At 38.2% G+C, this 21,223-nt stretch carries 14 protein-coding genes and 1 pseudogene; 7 read left to right on the top strand and 8 right to left on the bottom strand.

The features are described from left to right. Positions 1-22 precede the first annotated feature (22 nt). Genes G6069_RS03980 through gltS form a run of 3 tightly spaced genes read right to left on the bottom strand, consistent with a single transcriptional unit; the run spans position 23 to position 2,978 of the window. Positions 23-739, bottom strand: coding sequence for a tRNA1(Val) (adenine(37)-N6)-methyltransferase (locus G6069_RS03980; protein ID WP_197293448.1), 717 nt, complete (start codon positions 737-739; stop codon positions 23-25). Continuing rightward, complete coding sequence (locus tag G6069_RS03985; protein WP_197293449.1) at positions 721-1,755, bottom strand: dihydrofolate reductase family protein; 1,035 nt, start codon at positions 1,753-1,755, stop codon at positions 721-723. The genes G6069_RS03980 and G6069_RS03985 overlap by 19 nt, the downstream gene beginning before the upstream one ends. Continuing rightward, a complete protein-coding gene (gene gltS / locus G6069_RS03990; RefSeq protein ID WP_079373694.1) occupies positions 1,752-2,978 on the bottom strand; it encodes a sodium/glutamate symporter in 1,227 nt (408 codons plus the stop codon). Before gltS ends, G6069_RS03985 begins: the two co-directional genes overlap by 4 nt. 85 nt (positions 2,979-3,063) lie before the next feature. On the opposite strand from gltS, the gene G6069_RS03995 reads away from it, so the two are divergent. Further along, positions 3,064-4,263 (top strand): saccharopine dehydrogenase family protein, encoded by a 1,200-nt coding sequence (locus G6069_RS03995; RefSeq protein WP_197293450.1) that lies wholly within the window; start codon positions 3,064-3,066, stop codon positions 4,261-4,263. A 9-nt stretch (positions 4,264-4,272) separates the two neighbouring features. Here the strand turns inward: G6069_RS03995 and ccoG are convergent, their stop codons facing one another. Further along, a complete protein-coding gene (gene ccoG, locus G6069_RS04000; RefSeq protein WP_197293451.1) occupies positions 4,273-5,649 on the bottom strand; it encodes a cytochrome c oxidase accessory protein CcoG in 1,377 nt (458 codons plus the stop codon). A gap of 105 nt (positions 5,650-5,754) precedes the next feature. Between ccoG and plsY the strand changes: the two genes are divergently transcribed. The 6 genes from plsY (at position 5,755) to nusA (ending at position 12,506) form a co-directional block, all read left to right on the top strand. Continuing rightward, entirely contained in the window at positions 5,755-6,417 is a 663-nt protein-coding gene (gene plsY / locus G6069_RS04005) for a glycerol-3-phosphate 1-O-acyltransferase PlsY (RefSeq protein WP_213085598.1), read from the top strand. Continuing rightward, a complete protein-coding gene (locus G6069_RS04010) occupies positions 6,414-6,767 on the top strand; it encodes a dihydroneopterin aldolase (RefSeq protein WP_197293452.1) in 354 nt (117 codons plus the stop codon). Before plsY ends, G6069_RS04010 begins: the two co-directional genes overlap by 4 nt. Beyond that, the gene (locus tag G6069_RS04015) at positions 6,751-7,077 is read left to right on the top strand and encodes a Plug domain-containing protein (RefSeq protein ID WP_197293453.1); all 327 of its coding nucleotides are present in this window, start codon (positions 6,751-6,753) and stop codon (positions 7,075-7,077) included. The genes G6069_RS04010 and G6069_RS04015 overlap by 17 nt, the downstream gene beginning before the upstream one ends. Positions 7,078-7,245: 168 nt before the next feature. After that, the gene (locus tag G6069_RS04020) at positions 7,246-9,837 is read left to right on the top strand and encodes a TonB-dependent receptor (protein ID WP_197293454.1); all 2,592 of its coding nucleotides are present in this window, start codon (positions 7,246-7,248) and stop codon (positions 9,835-9,837) included. Between the two features lie 225 nt (positions 9,838-10,062). Beyond that, entirely contained in the window at positions 10,063-11,223 is a 1,161-nt protein-coding gene (locus G6069_RS04025) for an L-seryl-tRNA(Sec) selenium transferase (RefSeq protein ID WP_197293455.1), read from the top strand. Between the two features lie 95 nt (positions 11,224-11,318). Further along, the gene (gene nusA / locus G6069_RS04030; RefSeq protein ID WP_197293456.1) at positions 11,319-12,506 is read left to right on the top strand and encodes a transcription termination factor NusA; all 1,188 of its coding nucleotides are present in this window, start codon (positions 11,319-11,321) and stop codon (positions 12,504-12,506) included. 196 nt (positions 12,507-12,702) lie between these two features. Here the strand turns inward: nusA and G6069_RS04035 are convergent. The 4 genes and pseudogenes from G6069_RS04035 to G6069_RS04050 form a co-directional block, all read right to left on the bottom strand. Further along, a pseudogene (locus G6069_RS04035) lies at positions 12,703-13,375 on the bottom strand (hypothetical protein). Positions 13,376-13,484: 109 nt separating this feature from the next. Beyond that, on the bottom strand, positions 13,485-13,895 hold the full coding sequence (locus tag G6069_RS04040) for a Panacea domain-containing protein (protein WP_197293457.1): 411 nt from the start codon (positions 13,893-13,895) through the stop codon (positions 13,485-13,487). Between the two features lie 506 nt (positions 13,896-14,401). Beyond that, positions 14,402-18,193 carry a class I SAM-dependent DNA methyltransferase gene (locus G6069_RS04045; protein WP_197293458.1) on the bottom strand — a complete coding sequence of 1,264 codons (3,792 nt, stop codon included), beginning with the start codon at positions 18,191-18,193 and terminating at the stop codon, positions 14,402-14,404. A 119-nt stretch (positions 18,194-18,312) separates the two neighbouring features. Next, positions 18,313-21,222: a restriction endonuclease gene (locus G6069_RS04050; protein ID WP_197293459.1), complete on the bottom strand. Its 2,910-nt coding sequence runs from the start codon at positions 21,220-21,222 to the stop codon at positions 18,313-18,315. Position 21,223: the final 1 nt, after the last annotated feature.

Here is a 21,223-nt window from a genome sequence, read left to right on the forward strand (position 1 = left end):
TTAATCCTTAATTGATGAGGCGCTAATTGAGAAGCGCTTTGATAGAATAAGTGTTACAGATTTGATAGATGATTAGAACTTCTTTGGTGTTGTCGCTTTGGTTTTTGGAGTTGTGCGTGATTAAGGGGGGCAAAACTTTTAGAGCGCTTTTGGAATTATTCCTAGCCGCTCCAAGCATCAAATGGGCGTTTTTGTCTTTAAAACTTTGGACAAACCTTAAAGTCTCTAGCGTGAGTTTAACGCTTTTTAAACTCTCTATGACCAAGCAAAGCGACAAGGCTTCATAGCAAAAAATAAAATACCCTTTAGGTTTCAGGCATTTTTTCACTTTAGCCACTAAAGAAGCGAAGTCTAATTCGCTCTGGTGCCTCGCATGCCCTTTAATTTGAGATTTAATAGAGCCTAAAGCATAAAAAGGAGGGTTACACACAATCGCATCATACAAAATCGGGGGGTTGAAATCTAAAAAATCGCCCTCAAACACTTGAGCGTTAGGGAATTTAAGGGCGTTTTTTTGGGAGCAAAACGCCATTTTGCTATCCTTTTCCACTAAATGAACGCTCGCTAGCGGGTTGTCTCTAGCGCAGAGCAAGCCTAGAACCCCACACCCTGAGCCTATGTCTAAAATCGCGCCGCTATTTTTGATAAAAGGGCGTGAAAAATCGTATAAAAAAAGCGAATCGCTATTGTAAGAATAAGCGTTTAAGGGCTGGTATAATCTTAAGAGTTTTCTATCCATAAAAGGGCTTCAGTTTCTAAGATCTGCGCATGCAACAACCGCCCCTTAAAAGGGGTTTTTAAAGCGAATGCACTAAACGCTTCGCTAATCATAGACGCATGCGAATGCAAAAGTAACGCATCAATTTTATCCCTCAAGCTCTCAAACAATCCCCACCCCCCTTCAATGAAATTAAACCCTTTCTCTAGGGGTAAATCTTTAGGGTTGTTGAAAGTATTAACTAAGCGATTAGGCGCAGAAAAAACTTTTGAATGGGGGCTAATTGAGCGCTTGGATAAAATAGCGATATTGGGGTTTTTATTGTGATAAAAGCTATCGCAAAAGCGAGCGTCCAATAAGGGGTTATCCGTTCTTATGGTTTTCCCAGAAATGATGAGAGTGTCGCATACCGCTCGCTGGTTGTGCGTGAAAATAACGCTTTTTTGCCCGGTGATCTTGCCATGGTAATAATCCCCATTCATCCTTAAAGCGAGTTTGAACAAATTAAAACGCCCCTTTTGTTCCATTATCCTAAAAGGCAAGAGCAAGTCCTTAGCCTTGTTTTCTAAATTGCGACAAATCATTGTTTCAATACGAGCCTTTTTTAGCCTTGCTAAGCCCCCTTTTTTAGCTTCGTTTTCTTCTGTGGCAATGACCACTCTTTTAGGCCTTAAAATTTCTAACAATCCGCTGCATGCCGGGGTTTTGCCATAAGAATTGCATGGCTCTAGGGTGATTAAAAAAACGCAGTCTGTAAAAGCGTTATCGTGGTGCGTTTTTAAAAAATCGCTTAAAATTTTAGGGTCTTCTAATTTTTCTAAATCGCTTTTTAAATGGGGGCGTAAAATCTTTAGCGCTGATTTAGCGGCTAAGACTTCTGCATGCGGGGTTTTGGCTTTTTTGTGGGTTTCTAAACTCAAGATTTCATGGTTTTTATCTAGCACCATGCAAGCCACGCTCGGATTTTCTAAGGCTAGGGTTTGATACTCCCATGCCTTATTCAAGCACATTTCTAATAAACTTTCATAAAGTCTCATGACGGGAAAAAAGGCAAGAGCAAAAAGCCTTTAATCGCTAAAGCGTTAATAATATCAACAAAAAACGCTCCCACTAAAGGCACGACAATAAACGCTACATGCGATGGCCCGTAGTGGTTGGTGATGGTTTGCATATTCACCATAGCCGTTGGAGTCGCTCCAAGCCCAAAACCGCAATGCCCCGCGCACAACACCGCCGCATCATAATCCTTCCCGCATACCCTAAAGGTTACAAGCATCACATAAAGGATCATAACCACCACTTGAACGCTCAAAATAACCGCTAATGGCACAGCGAGTTTTAACAATTCCAATAAATTCACGCTCATTAAAGCGTAGGCTAAAAACAAGCTCAAACTCACATTCCCTATGACTGAAACCTCTCTGTCAAACACGCTATGGATTTTAAAAAACGACAAGGCATTTCTTAAAATAACCCCCACAAACAAGCACCACACAAAAGTCGGCAAGGTGAAACTTTTAGGCATCAAGTGCGATAAAAAAGTCCCCACCAATAAAGCGATCGCAATTAGAGCTAAAGTTTCTACAAAACTGGATGCGGTGATTAGGCGCTGCTCTTTAGGGGTTTCAAAGCCTTTAGACACCACGCCCTCTAAAGTGTCTTTTTCTTTAGTGTCTTTAGGCTCTAGTTTGTATTTAGAAATCAAATATTTAGCGACAGGCCCTCCAATAATCCCCCCACTCACCAAGCCAAAAGTCGCGCATGCCATGCCCACTTCTAAACTGGAGCTAAAATTATAAGGCGCTTGGGTGAAAAAATTAGCCCATGCCGCGCTAGTGCCATGCCCTCCCACTAAAGCGATAGACCCCCCCAAAAGCCCCATTAAAGGATTGACCCCTAAAAGGCTAGCGATAGAAATCCCCACTGCATTTTGACACACCACAAACCCCGCCACAGCCAGCAAAAAAACCGCAAGCATTTTCCCACCTTTTTGTAAAGATTTGAAATCCGCGCTCAAACCAATGGTGATAAAAAAAGTCAGCATTAAAGGATCTTTTAAAGAAGAATCAAACTGCAAGCCAAAATTGTAAAACTGACGCGCTAACATGATAAAAAAAGCGACTAAAACCCCGCCCACAACAGGCTCTGGAATATCATAATCGCGCAAAAACTTGACTTTAGAAATCACATAACGCCCCAAGAGTAACACTAAAACCATGCACACCAAAGTGGCATAAATATCCAACTTAATTTCTTGCAAGCCTGCATCCTTATTAATCAAATTTATCTTATTATAATATAATACCCCCCTAAAAGAACGAGATTAGTTAGAAAGTAGGTGTTCCTTGCATACAGTATTACAAATTGGAGCTGGTGGCGTAGGCAGTGTGGTAGCACACAAAATGGGCATGAACAGAGATGTGTTTAAAAATATCATTTTAGCGAGCAGGAGCTTAGACAAATGCCATGCAATTAAAGAAAGCATGCTCAAAAAGGGTTTGGGGGAAATTGGCGTTGAGCAAGTGGATGCCGATGATACGCAAGCCTTAGTCGCTTTAATCCAAAAACACAAGCCTAAAGTCGTTGTTAATGTGGCTTTACCCTATCAAGATTTAACGATCATGCAAGCATGTTTAGAGACTAAAACGCATTACATTGATACCGCCAATTACGAGCATCCGGATTTAGCGAAGTTTGAATACAAAGAGCAATGGGCGTTTGATAAGGCCTATAAAGAAGTGGGGATTTTAGGGATTTTAGGGGCTGGGTTTGATCCGGGCGTGACTAACGCTTATGTCGCTCACGCTCAAAAACACCATTTTGACACTATCCACACTTTAGATATTTTAGATTGCAACGCTGGGGATCACAAACGCCCTTTTGCCACGAATTTTAACCCTGAAATCAATTTGAGAGAAGTCAGCTCTAAAGGGCGTTATTATGAAAATGGCAAATGGATTGAAACCAAGCCTTTAGAAATCAAGCAGGTGTGGGCTTATCCGCAGATTGGCGAAATGGATTCGTATCTTTTATACCATGAAGAATTGGAATCGTTAGTCAAAAACATTAAGGGCTTAAGGAGGGCGAGATTTTTTATGACTTTCTCTCAAAATTATTTAACCCACATGAAATGCTTAGAAAATGTCGGCATGCTAGGCATTAAAGAAATAGAACATCAAGGCGTAAAAATCGTGCCGATACAATTTTTAAAAACCTTGCTTCCTGATCCGGCCACTCTGGCTAAAGACACCACCGGTAAAACCAACATCGGGTGCTATATGACCGGCATTAAAAACAACCAAGACAAAACGCTCTACATTTACAACGTGTGCGATCACAAAAAATGCTATGAAGAAGTGGGTTCGCAAGCCATAAGCTACACCACCGGCGTGCCAGCGATGTGCGCGGCTAAAATGATTTGTAATGACACTTGGAGCACGGATCATTTTAGGGCCGGGGTGTTTAACATAGAAGAATTAAACACCGATCCTTTCATGGAAGAATTGATCAAACAAGGCTTGCCTTATGAAGTGATTGAGCGCTAGTTTTAGGCTTCAATCTTCACTGGGTGCAATAAACACCGATTCCCTTTCTATCGTAATATTCTTATCATCCGCGCTATAAGCTTGTATGGTAATAGGGATTAGAGCGTCTTTAGCGCGTTTGTATTCTATGGCGTTACTTTTTAGGGGTTTTCTTAAGATCACTACCGCTTTGATCTTTTGTCCGGCTTTAATGGCGATAGGATTTAAAGGCTTTTTGATTTGAATGTCTTTTTGCCCTAAAATTTTGAAATAAAACTCATGGTCTTTATTATCCGTGTTGTGGAATAAAAACACGTAATCGTTATCCACATACCCGCTAGATCGCAATTCATACAGATCGCTGTTGCGGTTAATGTCTAAAAGCATGCGTTCTTTTTTAAACGAAGTGATGGCTAAAAGAGCGATCACAACAGCGATAACCCCCATGTAAGCGATCGTTTTTAAACGCACCAGGTGCACTTTTTGGCGCGTGTTAATGGCGTTGGTTGAAGACCATTGGATGAGTGAAGGGCGGTTGTATTTGGCCATGGTAATGGTGCATGCATCCACGCATTCTAAGCAATTGATGCATTCTAATTGCAAGCCCTTTCTAATATCAATATGCGTGGGGCAAACCTGCACGCAATGCAAGCAATTCACGCATTCGTTTTCTGGGTTGCGTTTTTTGGGGGGTAAGGGGAAGAGATGGCCTTGCTTGTCATAAAGCGCTCCGCCGCGCTTTTCATCATAAATAGGGTTTAAGGTGTCATTATCATACAACACCGATTGCACCCTAGCGTAAGGGCATAAATAGATGCAAAAACGCTCCGCAACCACCACTATATCAAATAGCACCACAGCCGTGCTAAAAAGCCAAAAACCCATAGCAATAGGGTGATCGCTAGGGTTTTTAAGATACATAAAAAAATCTTCTGGGGCGATGAAATAAAAGAAAAACAACATCATTAGCCCCGCCACAACAGGAGCGAACAACAAAACGCTCAATGCTTTACGGATCTTATAGCTTGGGGTGTTTTTAGGGCTTTCTTGTTTGTTGCTGATCTTTTTATGGAGTTTGAAAATCTTGGTTTCAATCACATCTCTATAAAGCACCCTTAAAAAGGTTTGCGGGCAAGCCCACCCGCACCACACACGCCCAAGGCTAGTGGTGATGAAAAAAATCCCTATAAAAAGCAAAATAACCATAAAAGGCATGACTTGCAATTCTTCAGCGCTGAAGATCTTGCCTAAAAAATGCAATTGCTTATGCTCAAAAGAGATCAAAAACAAATGCGCCCCATCAATACGAACAAATGGCGTGATTAATAGCGCTAAAGAAATCAATAAAAACCCTATATAACGCTTCAAGCGAAACGATTTTAAAAAATGGCTAGAAGTTTCAAGCATTCTCAATATCCTAAAATTTTTAAGCCACTATACCCTAACAACTTAACGCTTTCACTTAAAAAGCAACATGTTATAATGATCGCTATTTTATTTGAAAGGGTATTTATGGAAAGCGTTTTAAATTTCCTAACCAATATCAATGTGATTTTCACCCTTTTGGGCTATTTGATTGGGGGGATTCCTTTTGGCTATGCGTTAATGAAAGTCTTTTATGGCATGGATATTACTAAAATCGGATCGGGCGGTATTGGCGCGACGAATGTCTTACGCGCTTTACAAAGTAAGGGCGTGAGCAACGCCAAACAAATGGCCTTATTAGTCTTAATCTTGGATCTATTCAAAGGCATGTTTGCGGTTTTTTTAAGCAAATTGTTTGGGTTGGATTATAGTTTGCAATGGATGGTCGCTATTGCGAGCATTTTAGGGCATTGTTATTCGCCTTTTTTGAATTTCAATGGAGGCAAGGGCGTTTCTACGATCATGGGCTCTGTGGTGTTGCTCATTCCTATTGAAAGCCTCATCGGTTTAACGGTGTGGTTTTTTGTGGGTAAGGTGCTTAAAATCTCTTCACTCGCTAGCATTCTAGGGGTAGGCACAGCGACTGTTCTTATCTTTTTTGTGCCTTATATGCATATCCCAGATAGCGTCAATATCCTTAAAGAAGTCGGCACGCAAACGCCAATGGTGCTTATTTTTATTTTTACCCTTATCAAGCATGCGGGCAATATTTTTAATTTATTGACCGGCAAAGAAAAGAAAGTCTTATGAAAACTAAACAAGGCGTCCATATCCATAACTTCGTGTTTGAAACGATTTTGGGGATTTTAGAGTTTGAACGCTTAAAACCCCAAAAAATAAGCGTGGATTTGGATCTTTTCTACACGGAATTACCCAATAAGGCTTATTTAGACTACATGGAAATCCAAGAGCTTATTCAAAAGATGATGCAAGAAAAACAATATCTTCTCATTGAAGACGCCCTAAAAGATTTAAGCCAAATTTTAAAAACGCGCTACGAGGAGATCTCTGAGCTTTATTTGAAAATCAGCAAGTTAGAAATTTCTCCCAATTCTCAAGTGGGGGCGAGCGTGAAAATTTGCTATGAAACCAATCTTTAGCCTCTTTTTCCTCCTTATGGTTTTAAAAGCACACCCCATAAACCCTTTATTAGAGCCGTTATATTTCCCCAGTTACGCGCAATTTTTAAATCTAGAACCTCATTTTGTTATTAAAAAAAAGCACGCTTATAGACCCTTTCAATGGGGGAATACCATTATCATCAAACGCCATGATTTAGAAGAACGCCAGAGCAACCAGCCAAGCGATATTTTCCGCCAAAACGCTGAAATCAATGTGTCTTCTCAAACTTTTTTAAGAGGGATCAGCAGCACTTCTTCACGCATAGTGATCGATTCGGCCGCTCAGTAATCAACCGCTCAGTAAAATGCTAAAACTTTTTTTAATCACATTTTTCTTGGTATTTTCTTAATCCTAAAACAAATTTAAGGTATTATTAAATAGAATAATGTAATAATAACCTTAGGTTTAAAACTTGACTAAATTTTTAGAAAAAAGTAAATAAAAAGGCTAAAAGAAATGCTTAGAAATCAATTTCGTATCGTGTTTGTCTCTTGTATTGTCGCTAGCAATTTGCAAGCTCAAGAAACAACCCACACTTTGGGTAAGGTAACCACTAAGGGTGAAAGGACTTTTGAATACAACAATAAAATGTATATTAACAGGAAAGAGCTCCAACAACGCCAGAGTAACCAAATCCGTGATATTTTTAGGACTAGAGCGGATGTGAATGTGGCCAGTGGGGGCTTGATGGCGCAAAAGATCTATGTTAGGGGGATTGAGAGCCGTCTCTTAAGGGTAACAATAGATGGCGTCGCTCAAAATGGTAACATTTTCCACCATGACGCTAACACCGTAATCGATCCCAACATGATTAAAGAAGTGGAAGTGATTAAGGGGGCAGCGAACGCTTCAGCAGGTCCAGGTGCGGTGGCGGGTAAATTGTCTTTCACCACGATTGACGCTAACGACTTCTTAAGAAAGAATCAAACTTATGGGGCTAAAGCGGAAGCGGGCTTTTACACTAACTTTGGATACCGCATGAACGCCACTGCAGCCTATCGGGGGAAAAACTGGGACATCCTCGCTTATTACAACCATCAAAATATTTTTTACTATAGAGACGGGAACAACGCCTTTAGGAATGTCTTCCACCCTAACTACGATTTACAAGATCCGAGCAATAGCGACATTGGCATAGGGACTCCAAGCGAAGTTAATAGCGTTTTAGGTAAAGTCAATGGCTATATCAACGACACAGATACCATCAGCTTAAGCTACAACATGACAAGGGAAAATTCCACTAGGCTTTTACGCCCTAACACCACTTCAGCCCTCTCCAAAGCCAACGACCCAGGAAGCCAGCCAGCCCCCTTTGTGATTGACTTTGGGAAAGAATTAGCCCATACCATTAACTTCAACCACAATTTGAGCTTGAAATACAAGCATGATGGAGGCACTAGTTTTAGTCAGCCGCGCGTTGAATCCACTGCCTTTTTAGGGGTAAGGGGGGGCAATTATAACCCTGTGGTAAATCCTTTCGCTTACAATTCTAACGAGCCGGCTAACCCGGATTATATCCCTGAAGTGAGAGAGTGGTGTAACAACCCGGATAATATCAGCCAATGCACGCAAGGGGCTATCAGACCTTCTGATGGAGGTTATCAAATAGGCTATGGGCAGCCGGGATCGATCAATTGGCAAGGCGCTTCTGCAATTTCCACAGGATCTAATATTTATCATGGGCTTGTCCCTAAAAATCCTGATTATGACATGACCCCCCCTAACGCTCAAAACCCTAGCGCAAACGATTGGACTTTAGGGAATGCGGACGCTGAGGGGACTTTAGCCAGAAGGATTTTTTTAATCAACTCAGGCGTTAATTTTAAAGTCACCCACCCCATTAGCGAAGATTATGGGAACGTGTTTGAATACGGCATGATTTATCAAAACCTGAGCGTTTTCTCTGGATTGGATAAAGGCAAAAACGGCTATTATAAAAACAACATTGACCCTAACGACCCTAATGGGCCGGGCTTGCCTTACCGCCATTATTACACCGATCAAAGCTCTCAATACCCTCAAAATCTAAACGCGCCTAACCCGCTCTATCGTAACATGCCCCAAAATTCGCATGCGATCGGTAATATCATCGGAGGGTTTATGCAAGCGAACTACAATCTCTTGAAAAATCTCATCGTGGGTGCGGGAACTCGTTATGATATTTACACCTTGCTAGACAAAAACGGCCGCACGCATGTAACTTCTGGCTTTTCGCCTTCTGCAACCGTGCTTTATAACCCCATTGAAAGCATTGGCTTGAAAGTGAGCTATGCGTATGTAACTAAAGGGGCTTTGCCTGGCGATGGCGTTTTGATGCGCGATCCTACGGTGATTTATCAAAGGAATTTACGCCCATCAATCGGTCAAAATGTGGAATTCAATGTGGATTACAACAGCAAGTATTTCAATGTGCGCGGGGCAGCGTTCTATCAAGTGATCAATAACTTCATCAACAGCTACGGGCAAGACACTTCTAAAAATGGTGGGGGTAACGCGACTGCAAAAAACATGTCAGGGAATTTACCCGAAACCATTAATATTTATGGTTATGAAGTTTCAGGGAATGTGCAATATAAAAATTTCGTAGGGACTTTCTCAGTAGCTCGCTCTTGGCCGACAGCTAGGGGGCATTTATTAGCCGATACTTACGCTTTAGCCGCCACGACTGGGAATGTGTTTATCTTAAAAGCCGATTACAATATCCACAAATGGGGGCTTACTTTAACTTGGCTCTCACGCTTTGTAACCAATATGTTCTATGAAGGCTATTCTATCTACTACCCCCAATACGGCTTGATGAAAATCCATAAACCCGGGTATGGCGTGCATAATGTCTTTATCAACTGGACCCCCACTTCTAAAAAATGGCAGGGTTTAAGGATTTCAGCCGTGTTTAACAATATCTTAAATAAGCAATATGTCAGCCAGGCTTCCGTGTGGCAAGCGAGCGCGGACGCTCCAGCGAGCGATATGATCCCTAAAAATAAACGCATGGCGCTCCCAGCCCCTGGATTTAACGCGCGTTTTGAGGTATCCTATCAGTTCTAAAATTAAAGAAATCTTAGGATTTCTTTTTGAATTTTGAACATGGAAACAAACATGAAAAAGCCCTATAGAAACCGCCAAACTCTATGGAAAAAGTTCCGCTCGCTCAATAAACTCATTCAAACGCTCTTAAGGATTTTAAAAAAGTAGTTTTATCAAAAATTTAGCGGGTTTAGATTAAAATAACGCTTTATTTTAGCTCTCAAAAAGGAATCAAACGCACTCATCATGGCTAAAGAAACGCCCCCAACAACCCCGGATCTTTTGAAAAACCCTTATCAAAAAATCATCAATGCGAGCGCGAGCGTTTTTGATGAAACTCATGGGCGATCGTTTTTTAGCCCGCAATTTTATGAAAAGATTGAACCTTATTTAAGAGAAGTTTTAACCCAACCCATTGATTTAGAATGCGATCTCAACACCGCTAAAAAAAAGAACCGCTTAACCCCTTTAAAACAGCTTTTTAAGGCGTGCTTTGGCACTGAAGAAATTTTGATTGTGAATAATAACACCAGCGCAATATTCCTCATCGCTAACGCTTTAGCGCAAGAAAAAGAAATCGTTGTTTCTTATGGCGAATTAGTGGGGGGGGATTTTAACCTTAAAGATATTTTGTTAAATAGTGGGGCTAGGTTGCATTTAGTGGGGAATACCAATCGCGCTTATTTAAGGGATTACCGCTTAGCCTTGAATGAAAACAGCAAAATGCTCTTTAAAACCCACAACCCCACTTTCAAAAAAGACACGCCCTTTAAAGATTTACAAGCTCTGGCTAAAGAGCATGATTTGATAGATTATTACAATTTAGGGGATGTGGATTTGTTAAATAAAACGGCTTTAGAAGAGGTTTTAGCCCTAAAACCATCGCTTGTAAGTTTTAGCGCGGATAAATCCTTTAATGGCACGCAAGCGGGCATTATTATGGGGCAAAAAGAATGGGTTAAAATGTTAAAAAACCACCCCCTTTATAGAGCCTTAAGAGCGGATAAAATCACGCTCACCTTGCTTTTTCACAGCCTAAACGCATGGGTCAATCATCAAGAAGAAACCACCATTCATGCGCTACTAAACCAAACTAAAGACGCCTTATTGCAAAAAGCTCTCAAACTCTACGCCCTTTTAAAGCCTTTAGAATTGAACGTGAGCATAGCCTCTAGCTTTTCTAAAATAGGGAATTTGTTTGGTAGGGAATTAGAATCCTTTTGCGTGAAAGTCCAGCCCAAAAACACCCAGAATTTAGATTGCGAGAAACTTTATTTAAAGCTTTTTCAAAAAGGCGTTATTACAAGAATTTCATGCACATTTGTGTGCTTTGAAGTCTTTAGCTTGAATGAAAAAGATTTGGAAAAAATCGCTCTGGTTTTAGAAGAAATTCTTAATAAAGCTTAAAAATTCGCTATAATAAAATTTCTTTTAAACGCGCCGCTCCCCCACAATAGAGAATGACAGAAAACGATAGAACATCAATTTAAAGGAACTCAAGAATGGAAAAAATCAGCGACCTTATAGAATGCATTGCGTATGAAAAAAATTTGCCTAAAGAGATGATTTCAAAAGTGATTCAAGGCTGTTTGTTAAAAATGGCGCAAAATGAGTTAGACCCCCTAGCGCGCTACTTGGTGGTTGAAGAAAACAAGCAGCTCCAGCTTATCCAGTTGGTAGAAGTTTTAGAAGATGATGATGAAAGATTGATTAACGACCCTTCTAAATACATCAGCTTGTCTAAAGCCAAAGAAATGGATCCAAGCGTTAAGATTAAAGACGAATTGTCCTATAGTTTGAGTTTGGAGAGCATGAAACAAGGAGCGATCAACCGCCTTTTTAAAGATTTGCAATACCAGCTAGAAAAAGCGTTAGAAGACAGCCACTTTGAAGCGTTTCAAAAGCGTCTTAACAGCGTTTTAATGGGGCAAGTGATTTTAGTGGATAAAAATCAAAACACTTTTATTGAAATCGAGCAGCAATTCCAGGGCGTTCTTTCCATGCGCCATCGCATTAAAGGCGAGAGTTTTAAAATAGGCGATAGCATTAAAGCGGTTTTAACGCAAGTCAAACGCACGAAAAAAGGCTTACTATTAGAGCTGAGCCGCACCACCCCTAAAATGCTTGAAGCTTTGTTGGAATTAGAAGTCCCTGAAATTAAAGATAAGGAAATTGAAATCATCCATTGTGCACGAATCCCAGGCAACAGAGCGAAAGTGAGCTTTTTTTCCCATAACGCTAGGATTGATCCCATAGGCGCGGCTGTGGGGGTTAAGGGTGTGCGCATTAATGCGATCAGTAACGAATTGAATAAAGAAAATATTGATTGCATAGAGTATTCTAATGTGCCTGAAATTTATATCACTTTAGCGCTCGCTCCAGCCAAAATTTTAAGCGTTGAAATTAAAAAAATCCCTATAGAAGAATTGAGTGCTGAAGAAAAAGAATCCATTCAAGAGCGTTTTATTGTCAATAACCATTTGCAAAAGGCTAAAGTGCGCTTGTTAGACATTGAAAAATCTAAGGCTATCGGTAAAGGCGGGGTGAATGTGTGCTTAGCGTCCATGCTTACAGGCTATCACATAGAGTTTGAAACCATTCCTAGCGTCAAAGAAAACGCAGAAAATGAAAACGAAAAAGAAACGCCAAAAGTAGGGGTAGAAGCTTTAGAGTCTTTGTTTAAGAATTAAAATGATTTCTGTGAAACTTATTGAGTCTTTAATCAAAAGGACTTTAAGCTAAAAGGCTTGCGGTGTTAAATAAGTGCGTGATTGGATTTCTTAGGACTAAATTTGAAAGAAATAATTTAGGTTTTTCAATGAGTGAGTATTGAAATTTTCAAATCAAGTTTTATTGGAATGGACACAAAAAATGGGTTGGGTTGAATTAAAAATATTTAGAAACTAATCTCTGTATTATATGCAATTCTCCCACAAAACCAATCACAAATAGAATTGTAACCATCAGATTAAACCAAAACATGGGTTTTTTGCAAAAATTTTCTTGTTTATCTTTTTTCTCTTTTGATAAGGATATTTTTGATAAAAAAGAAAAAAGCAGATATAAAATATTCCCAAAAAAATAAAACTATAAAAGCCATAACAAAAACCAAACGATAGGCGTTCGCTTTGTCAATATTTGATAAAACAGAAGTGGAAAACGCCAATCCCCCAACAAATGTTAAAACAATAGAAGCAAAAATACCTAAAATGGTTATGTATTGCGTTTGTTGCTTATTCAATTCTTCGCTTAATTTTTTATAGTTTTTATTTAGATCATCTTCTAGCTTATTAGAAACATCTTTAACTTTACTCATTTTCTCATCAAAATCTTGCAGTCTGATACACTCTAAATTCATGTGATCATAAAGCTTTTCTAGTTTTGGTTTAATGCTTTCAACTTCTTTATTATCTTGAATCTCTTTGAGTGTCCTTATATTTTGTGTGAGCGTCATAAAGGCTTGCTCTTTATCCCTTGTAGAATTTAAAATAATAGTTGTAATTTTTGAGTATTTATGCTTGTATTCTCCTTCATAGATTTCTTTGAGATCTTTGATGATTTGATCTGTTTAGCTAGACAAATCCCCCTTTTCACACAGCGATACAATCATTTCTTCTAGCTTTTTATCTTTATCTTCTTCTTTAGTTTCCATTTGCTTGTTTGGCTTCTTATTTGATCAAATCTTTGCTAATGATTTCTTTTCTGTCTTCTTTGAAGCTTTTATGCCAAGCGCCATCTTCTTTATGACTCTCTTTCACTAAATCCCAATAAGATTTTTTGCTGCATTTTTCTATGGAGCAATTGATGGTTTCAAGTTCATCTTTTCTAAGATTTTGTGAGAGCGTTTCTTCTTTAGGTTTGTCAATGGAATTGGCACCATAATTGCGATATTCATAATACACCTCTCTTGCAACAGGCCCGTATTTCCAAGCTTCAAAATCATCAGAAACTAGGTGTTTGTCAAACTTTTTGATATAATCAAGCTCTGTGAAATACAAAGTTTTTTGCAATTCTAAGTTACTCAATTCTTTGTTTGAATGCTTAAGAATATATTTTGCTAGTTCCAAAGTATTGACCATTAATACCTCCTAGTCAGTTTTTGCTGATTTTAACTAAATATTGTTAACTTTTCTAACCATTTCTTCTTCAATGATTTTAATCTCTTTATTTATAAAGATATTTTTCAAGAAAAAAGTAAGGCCAATAACTTAAGCTCTAAAAACAAGCTTTAAGTTAAAAATTTGCGGTATTGAACAAATATTTAATGGAATTTCAAAAATTTGGAAGAAAAGTTTTTCAATACGATTTTAAATTAGTGGTTTGCAGCTTTTATAAAAATCATTTTTGTGAGATTAGGATAAAATAACGCTCACCCCCTAATTTTTATTCCACTAGAGATTAGGGGGTAAAGTTTGTCTAGGAGACTTCTATGAGAAAAAATCATAGTAAATACTCTTGGGAAACATTATACCTTAAAATTAGTTTTTTAGGGTTTTGTTTGGAATTAAAAATCAAACGATAGTTTTTCAAGAGTCCCCCTTTTTTAAAGGGGGTGTTTCTTAGACAAAGAACAAGTGCTTTTTATTCACTGCCCGTTTTCAATGATCTTAATTTCTTCATCGGTGAGATTGTAGAGCTGATAGACTAAAGCGTCAATTTCTTTTTCTAATTCTTGGGTGTTGGCTTTGGGGTCTTTTTCTTTTGATTTTAAAATCCGCTCCGCGCAATCGGTGATTTTTTGGGCTAATTCTTGGTTTTTAGGGGTGATTTTAGGAATGGGTATTTTTTCTAAAGCATGCTTATTATATTGATAACCACTCTTACCTAAAATACAACCTCCGCAAAAATTTTTAAAATAGAATGTAATCAGTTTAGAATTGAGCAAAGCAGTCAAAAGTTTAAGATTGTAAGCATCACTAACAATCATAAATGCGGTTTTTTCTAAAAATATTCCGCTGTTTTCATATACAAAATACGCCTCCTGTAAAGTCTCTGGATACACAATTTTCTCTTTTTCAAAATCCTCTAAATACGCGCAATTCCTTAAGTGATAGGGGGTGTCTCCTTGATCGCATCGTGTTGCAATAGTGTCGTAATGAGCATCTAAATGCGCTTTTGTTGCGGGGTATTTTTCTATATCAATGGGAGGGATTTTAGATTTGAAGGCAGAAGTGTAGCCGTTATGGGTGTTAATCACCCACAAATGCGCCCACTCATAAGAATACCTTTTAATGTCTTTCCCTCTTAAAATGGGTTTGATAAGCTCTTTAGTCCTTTCTCTTTCGCTCATTCCCCTTTCGTCTTTTTGCAAATCATCGCAGTTTTTTAAGATTTCGTCTCTTTTTTCAGTGGGAATGATAAAGGCTTCGTTACAGCCGGTTTTAATCCCGTAATTGATTTGAATACCCCAGTCTTTGAGCGGGGTGCCAACACTCTCTATTTTGTCCCTCAAGTCTAAAAGCGTGGCGTTGGCAAAAATAAAGCTTTCTGTTGAAAGTGCGTTTTGTTTCATGGAAAGGTGGGGGGTGCTTTTCAAATCGTCTTTATCGTTTTGGGTGGGTTCGTAATATTTAAAAACGCTCTCTTTAAGGGGCGTTTGTTTGATGAAATTCATGATGCTGGTATCCACTGCAGCACTTTCAAAGACTTTTAAGGCGTTTAATTCCATGTAGCTAGCAAGGGTGGTTTTTTTGAGTAATAATTCTCTCAATTTGGCGCCGTATTTGGCTCGCGCGTATTTGTTGGAAGTGATGAAAGCGTTAAACCCCTTTTCTTTTAAAAGGTGGTAAGATAGGGCAAAAAAGTAGGTGTAAATGTCAGCGGTGCTGTTATAAAAATCTTGGTATTGCTTTTCTAATAAAGGCTTTAAGTCTTTGATGTGTTCTTGGCGGATATAAGGCGGGTTGCCTATGATGCAATCAAAGCCTAAAAAATCCCCCTCATCATCTAAAACTTCAGGGAATTCAAAACGCCATTCAAAAGCTTTGGAATTTTTTAGATTTTCTAGCGTTTCATAGCATTCTTTGATTTTAATGAGCAGTCTATTCGCTTCAACGCCTATGGGGCTTGGTTGCTTTTTTGTCAGTGTAGGATTAAATCTATAGTTATTTTCCTTGAGCCTTGCGATCTTTAGCATTTCCATACCAAAAGCTGTGCCAATATCAAAAATCCCATCGCCGTATTCACTTATAAAAGCCTTGAGCGATTCTTTAAGGTGTTTTTTTGCTTGGTGTTGCTCGATAAAATAGTTGATGATAAGGGATTTGAGTTTAGCGATATTTTGTAAGATTTTAGCTTTTTCTCCTAAACCTTCTTTATAGAGCATTACAGAATTTTTGTATTCTTTGATTTCGGCTTTGAGATTTTTAGAAAACTCTAGCGTCTGTCCTATGGTGAGCTTAGAATTTAAGGGGAAGTTAAAAATCAAGCTGTTAGCGCACTTGATGTTAATATCAATGTTGGGGAGGGTTTCAAGATTGTTAGTGTTCTTGCCCTTTTCAAAAATATAATAGCTGTATTTTAAAAGCTCTATCCATAGCCTGAGCTTGGTGATTTCGCAAGAATTGGGGTTAATATCCACGCCAAAAAGGCAGTTTTCAATGATGGATTTTTTAAGATTAAAAAGTTCTTTTTGGATATGGTGGTGGGGGTCGTTTTCGCTATGCGGTTTTTTGTAGTTAAAGATTTCACCCGTTTGTGCGTGGTGAATGATGATTTCATCGTTTTCTAATCTAAGCTCGTGGCGATACAAGGAAGCAATAAGCCCTAGCTCATAAGCAATTAACACCATTTCATTGAGTGCTGAAACCAAGAAATGCCCGCTCCCCACCGCCGGATCGCAAACGCGTAAAGTGAGAAGGAGTTGCAAGTATTCTTTAGCTTTTTCATTTGAAAAATTTCTGTCTATTTTTCCTTTCAACGCTTCTAAATCTTTGCAGTCCCACTGATAAGTGGCGTTGAATTTATCCCGCACAATCGGCGTGATACTCTCTTTGCACATGTAGCTTGTGATGAAGCTTGGGGTATAAAAGCTCCCCTCTTTATAGCCGTTGAGTTTTTCAAAAACAAGCCCTAAAACACTAGGGTTAATCAAACAGCTTTCGCTGTTATTTTTCTTTAATGTCTTAGGGGTGGTGGTGAAATCATAAAGACGCAAAAATGCAAAAAAGTATTCCAGCAAGGGCAAAGCTTTTTTTTCTTGGTAATCTTCGTGTTTTTTGAGAACGGAATTTTTATAGATTTCTAGCTTTTTATTGTCTAAAAGCTTGATTTCATACCCCTTTAATTCCAAAGGCGTTTTATCAAACAAACTGGAATTCAAATAAGGGATTTTCTCTAAAATCTTGTTTTCTTTAATTTCTGATAAACGCTCGCTGTTTTTCTTGGCTAGGACTTCAAAAAAGAGGGTGTTTAGGGCGTTGAAATCGTTAAAGTTTCCTGTGGTTAAGAAAGATTTTTCTTTTTCAAAATGCTCAAACGAGATCAAAAGGCTTTCTAAAAGCCGTAAAAACAAGATGCGGTTATTCCAAGCGATGAGTAACGCCATGACTTCTTCATCATCTAAATCTTTGTATTGTTTTTTTAAAGCATCGCTTAGGGAGTTTTGGGTGCGGCTGGGTTTGATTAAAGTTTTCCCTTTGTCATTTTTCTCTTCTAATCCTAAAATATAGAGCAATTCTTCATAAAAATCTTTGTTAAGCGTGTTAGCGTCAAGGGTTTTCCTTTGTTTTAAAAGGACTTCGTGGCTTAAAACTTGATAAATCAAAGGGAGTTCTTTAAAATCATCGCTCAAATTAAAGTGAGTGTAGCGGAGTTCGCCTTTAAAATCCTTTTTTAAATATTCCTCTAAATCGCTGTAGAATCTTTTGGTGCTATGGTCTGTGCCTTCTTTTGAAGCGCAATTTTTATGGAGTTTTGTAATGCGTTTATGATTTTGGAAAAGGGTGCAAAAATCCTTACAATCAAAGAGGAAAAATTCATGCGCGTTGCAAATAATGGCGTGTTTTAGGAAGTTATTGTTTTCTATCTCTTTTAAAAAATAAAAAACCATTTGACAAAAGGCTTTACTGAGCGGGTTTTCTCTGTCTTTGGGGAATTCGTTCCTATTGTTTAGGGCTTTGACTTCAATAAGCACCCGAACTTCTCCATCCACATAGATCGTGCTATCCACTTTTTCGTAGGTGTTGCAGTCATAGCCATAGGCATTTTTTAAAAACTTATTGATTTCATTTTTTTGAAATTCTTCATCATCTTGTCTTGGCGCGTTTTCTAATAAGCTGTTTATTTCTTTTTCAAAATTTTCTATAGTTTCTTTTGTGGGTGTTTGGGGATTGTGTTTTTTAATAAAATCTTTGAGCGGGATGCGAGTGAAAATCATAAAAACGCCTTTGAAATGGGATAAAAGCGATTATAACAAAAGCACCATGAATTTTAAATAAAACGCTTTTCTTTGAAATTGTTCCATGTGAAACATTAGAGTAATTGAGCTTATTAACTCTAATCTTTACGATTTAAAACTTCATTGATCAACGCGCTTAATTGATCATTACTCAACTTGGTTTTGTATTCAATATTCACGCCTTGCTTTTTTAAAGCTTCAAAAAATTTCTTAGCGGTTGAAATTTTCCGCTCTTCTTCAGGGCGTAATTCGCTTTTTTTATCAACCCCCTTAGTTTCCACCACTAACAACACTTTTTTATCGTTATTTTCAACCACATACCCAAAATCAGGGCTATAAGTTTGATTTAACCCTATCGGGATTTTAACCCTAGGGAGCTTGCCAAAAACAATGATTTTAGTGTCGTTAGATTCTTCAATCGTGTCTTTTTCAATCTCGCTATCCACTTGCATGAAATTTTCATACAGGCATTTTTCTCGCGTGCTTGAATTTTTAATCTCATATTTATCCGCCCCCAAACTCCCGTCTAAAAACTCTCTAATTTCTCCTTTTTCATCATAAAACGCATCGTTTTTTCTGTTTTTAATCGTCGTTTCGCGCATTTGATAGGAAATTTTATCTTTAATATTTTGATAAATGATTTCCAAAAACAGCTCTTCTAAGCGCTTTAAGCTCTCTTGTTCGTTTTTTTTAATTTCATTAAACTTGTTTTCATCAATTTTTTCTAACACTTTAGCCACGCTTTTAAAACTCAATTTCACCTTGTTGGACAAGGCGCTGATAAATTCATGCAGACTCCACACGCATACTCTTTCTCTATCAAAAATCTCTGTTTTGGCGTTATTTCCCATCGTTTCTACTTTTTTATGCATCGTAACCGAAACCATTTTTGAACTGACCTTAAAAGAAGAATTAATATTTTTGACAATCTCATCAATCAAGCTCTCGCTATCAATGGCATAAGCGATCCGGGCTTGATGGTTCAAACCCGCCCATAAGGTTTCAAATTTTTTAAAATTTTCTTTATTGATTTTGATTTTTTCAGTTTTTCGCTCGTTTTTGTTCCTCACCCTAGAATTACCAACCAAGCGATCTTTTAAAAAATCTTTTAATTTTTCAAAATCCAGGTATTTTTCATCTTTTAATCTTTCTAGTTCCGGCTCTTTTTTTAAAAATTCGTTTTGATTGAGGGTGAGTTTAAAGTTTTCATCACCTGTTTTTTCTCCAAAACCCAAATTCTCTAACTTTTCAAATAAAGCCCCGTAATACCCTTTTTTAACCATGCCGCTTTTTTCTAACTCTCCCCCACTGAATGATTGTTTGATCAAGCTGTGTTCGCTTATCTCTTGCTGGATCGCTCCCACAAAATCCCCCTCAACTTGCGGCACAATCACCACCAATTCATTGACAAAATCAAAATCAGCATGCTCTTTAGTGATGCGTTCGCCCTTATCATTCACAGCGAGCCTTAACCCCCTACCGATTTGTTGCAATTTAGTGATATTGGAATGGCTGGGGGCTAATTTGCAAATCGTCATCACATTAGGGTTATCCCACCCCTCTTGCAACGCCCATTGCGAAAAAATAAACCTGAGATCGGAATCAAAACTCAGCAATTTTTCTTTTTCTTTTAAAATGAGCGCGATCACTTGGGCTTCATCGCTCTCTTTCTTGCTTTTAGCAAAATACCCTCCATGCACTTTTAAAATAGCGTCTTTGGTACGCTCTAAATACGCTCTATAATTTTCATCTAAAGGCTTTTTTAAGACTTCTTCAAGCTTTTGCTGATAAAGTTTTTCAAATAAAAGGGCCAATTTAGCCGGCTGTTCATTCTCGCTTAAATAGCTATTCACCCCGCTAATAAACACCATGCACAAGGCTTTAATCCCCTTTTTAAAAAGCCCTTCTTCTCTTTCAAAATGGCTTTTTATCGCTTCTTTCAGCATCACTTCTTGCTCGCCCTCTAAAAGATGAGAAAAAGGCTCTTTTTGATCCAGTAACAAATTAAAGCCATTGAGAAAACGAATCTCAGTTTTAGTGATTTTTTCTACAATGTAATCTTCTAAAGCGCTGATTTGAGTTACTACCCCTAAATTATCATGCGTTTTGACTTTGACGCTTTTAGTTTTATTTGCTAAATCCGTGTAGTTGATTGCAGCTTCATATCCATTTCTTTTTTCAATCCCTTTAAGCTCTAAAAAACACTCCTTACTCTCCCCCACAGACGCCACGCTAATGCTTTTCACTAGGGAGCAATCAAACGCTTTTTTGCTGTCTAGCGCGTAAATCAAATTATGATAATCATCTTTAAAAGTCGCCCCAAACCTGAGCGTGATTAAAGCGTTTAATTGTTCCAAATATTTTTTTGTTTTATCGCCTAAAAATCGGTGCGGTTCGTCCATGATCACTACCGGGTGGATACTCGCTAAAGCTTGCATGTAACTTTTTGCACCATTGAATAGATTCATGTCTTCTAAACATGATTTATTGATAACATTACCCTCTTTGTTGAAGGCAGAAAAAGTCATCACCAACACGCAGCATTTATGATTGCTCGCTAAAATAAAGCTCCTTATATCTTCATAGCTTTCCAAATGCGTAGAATACTCGCTTTTAAAAAATTCTCTAGTGATTTCAATACTCTTTAAAACCCCTAATTTAATGGCGTTGCTTGGCACTAAAACGATGAATTTTGACAAATGGTAGTTTTGGTGCAAGGCATAAACGCATTCCAAAAAGCAAAAGGTCTTCCCGGTGCCTGTTTCCATTAAAATATCGCAGTTTAACGACTTCTCAATCCCCACGATTCCCTGGGTTATTTTTTGTTTCGATCGCAAATCCTCAATATTTTCTAATAAAAGATCCTTGACTTTTTCTGTTTCAAAAACAGGGTTAGCAATCCTTTGAATATCTTCTTTTGACTCTTCAAAATAGACCCCCTTAAACACCCCTAAAATTTGATTCAAGCATTTTTCTTGATAATCCAATCGTTTGAATTTGATTTTCACC

Source organism: Helicobacter pylori (genome assembly GCF_017594925.1).
In the GTDB taxonomy this organism is placed as follows: Bacteria; Campylobacterota; Campylobacteria; order Campylobacterales; family Helicobacteraceae; genus Helicobacter; species Helicobacter pylori_DP.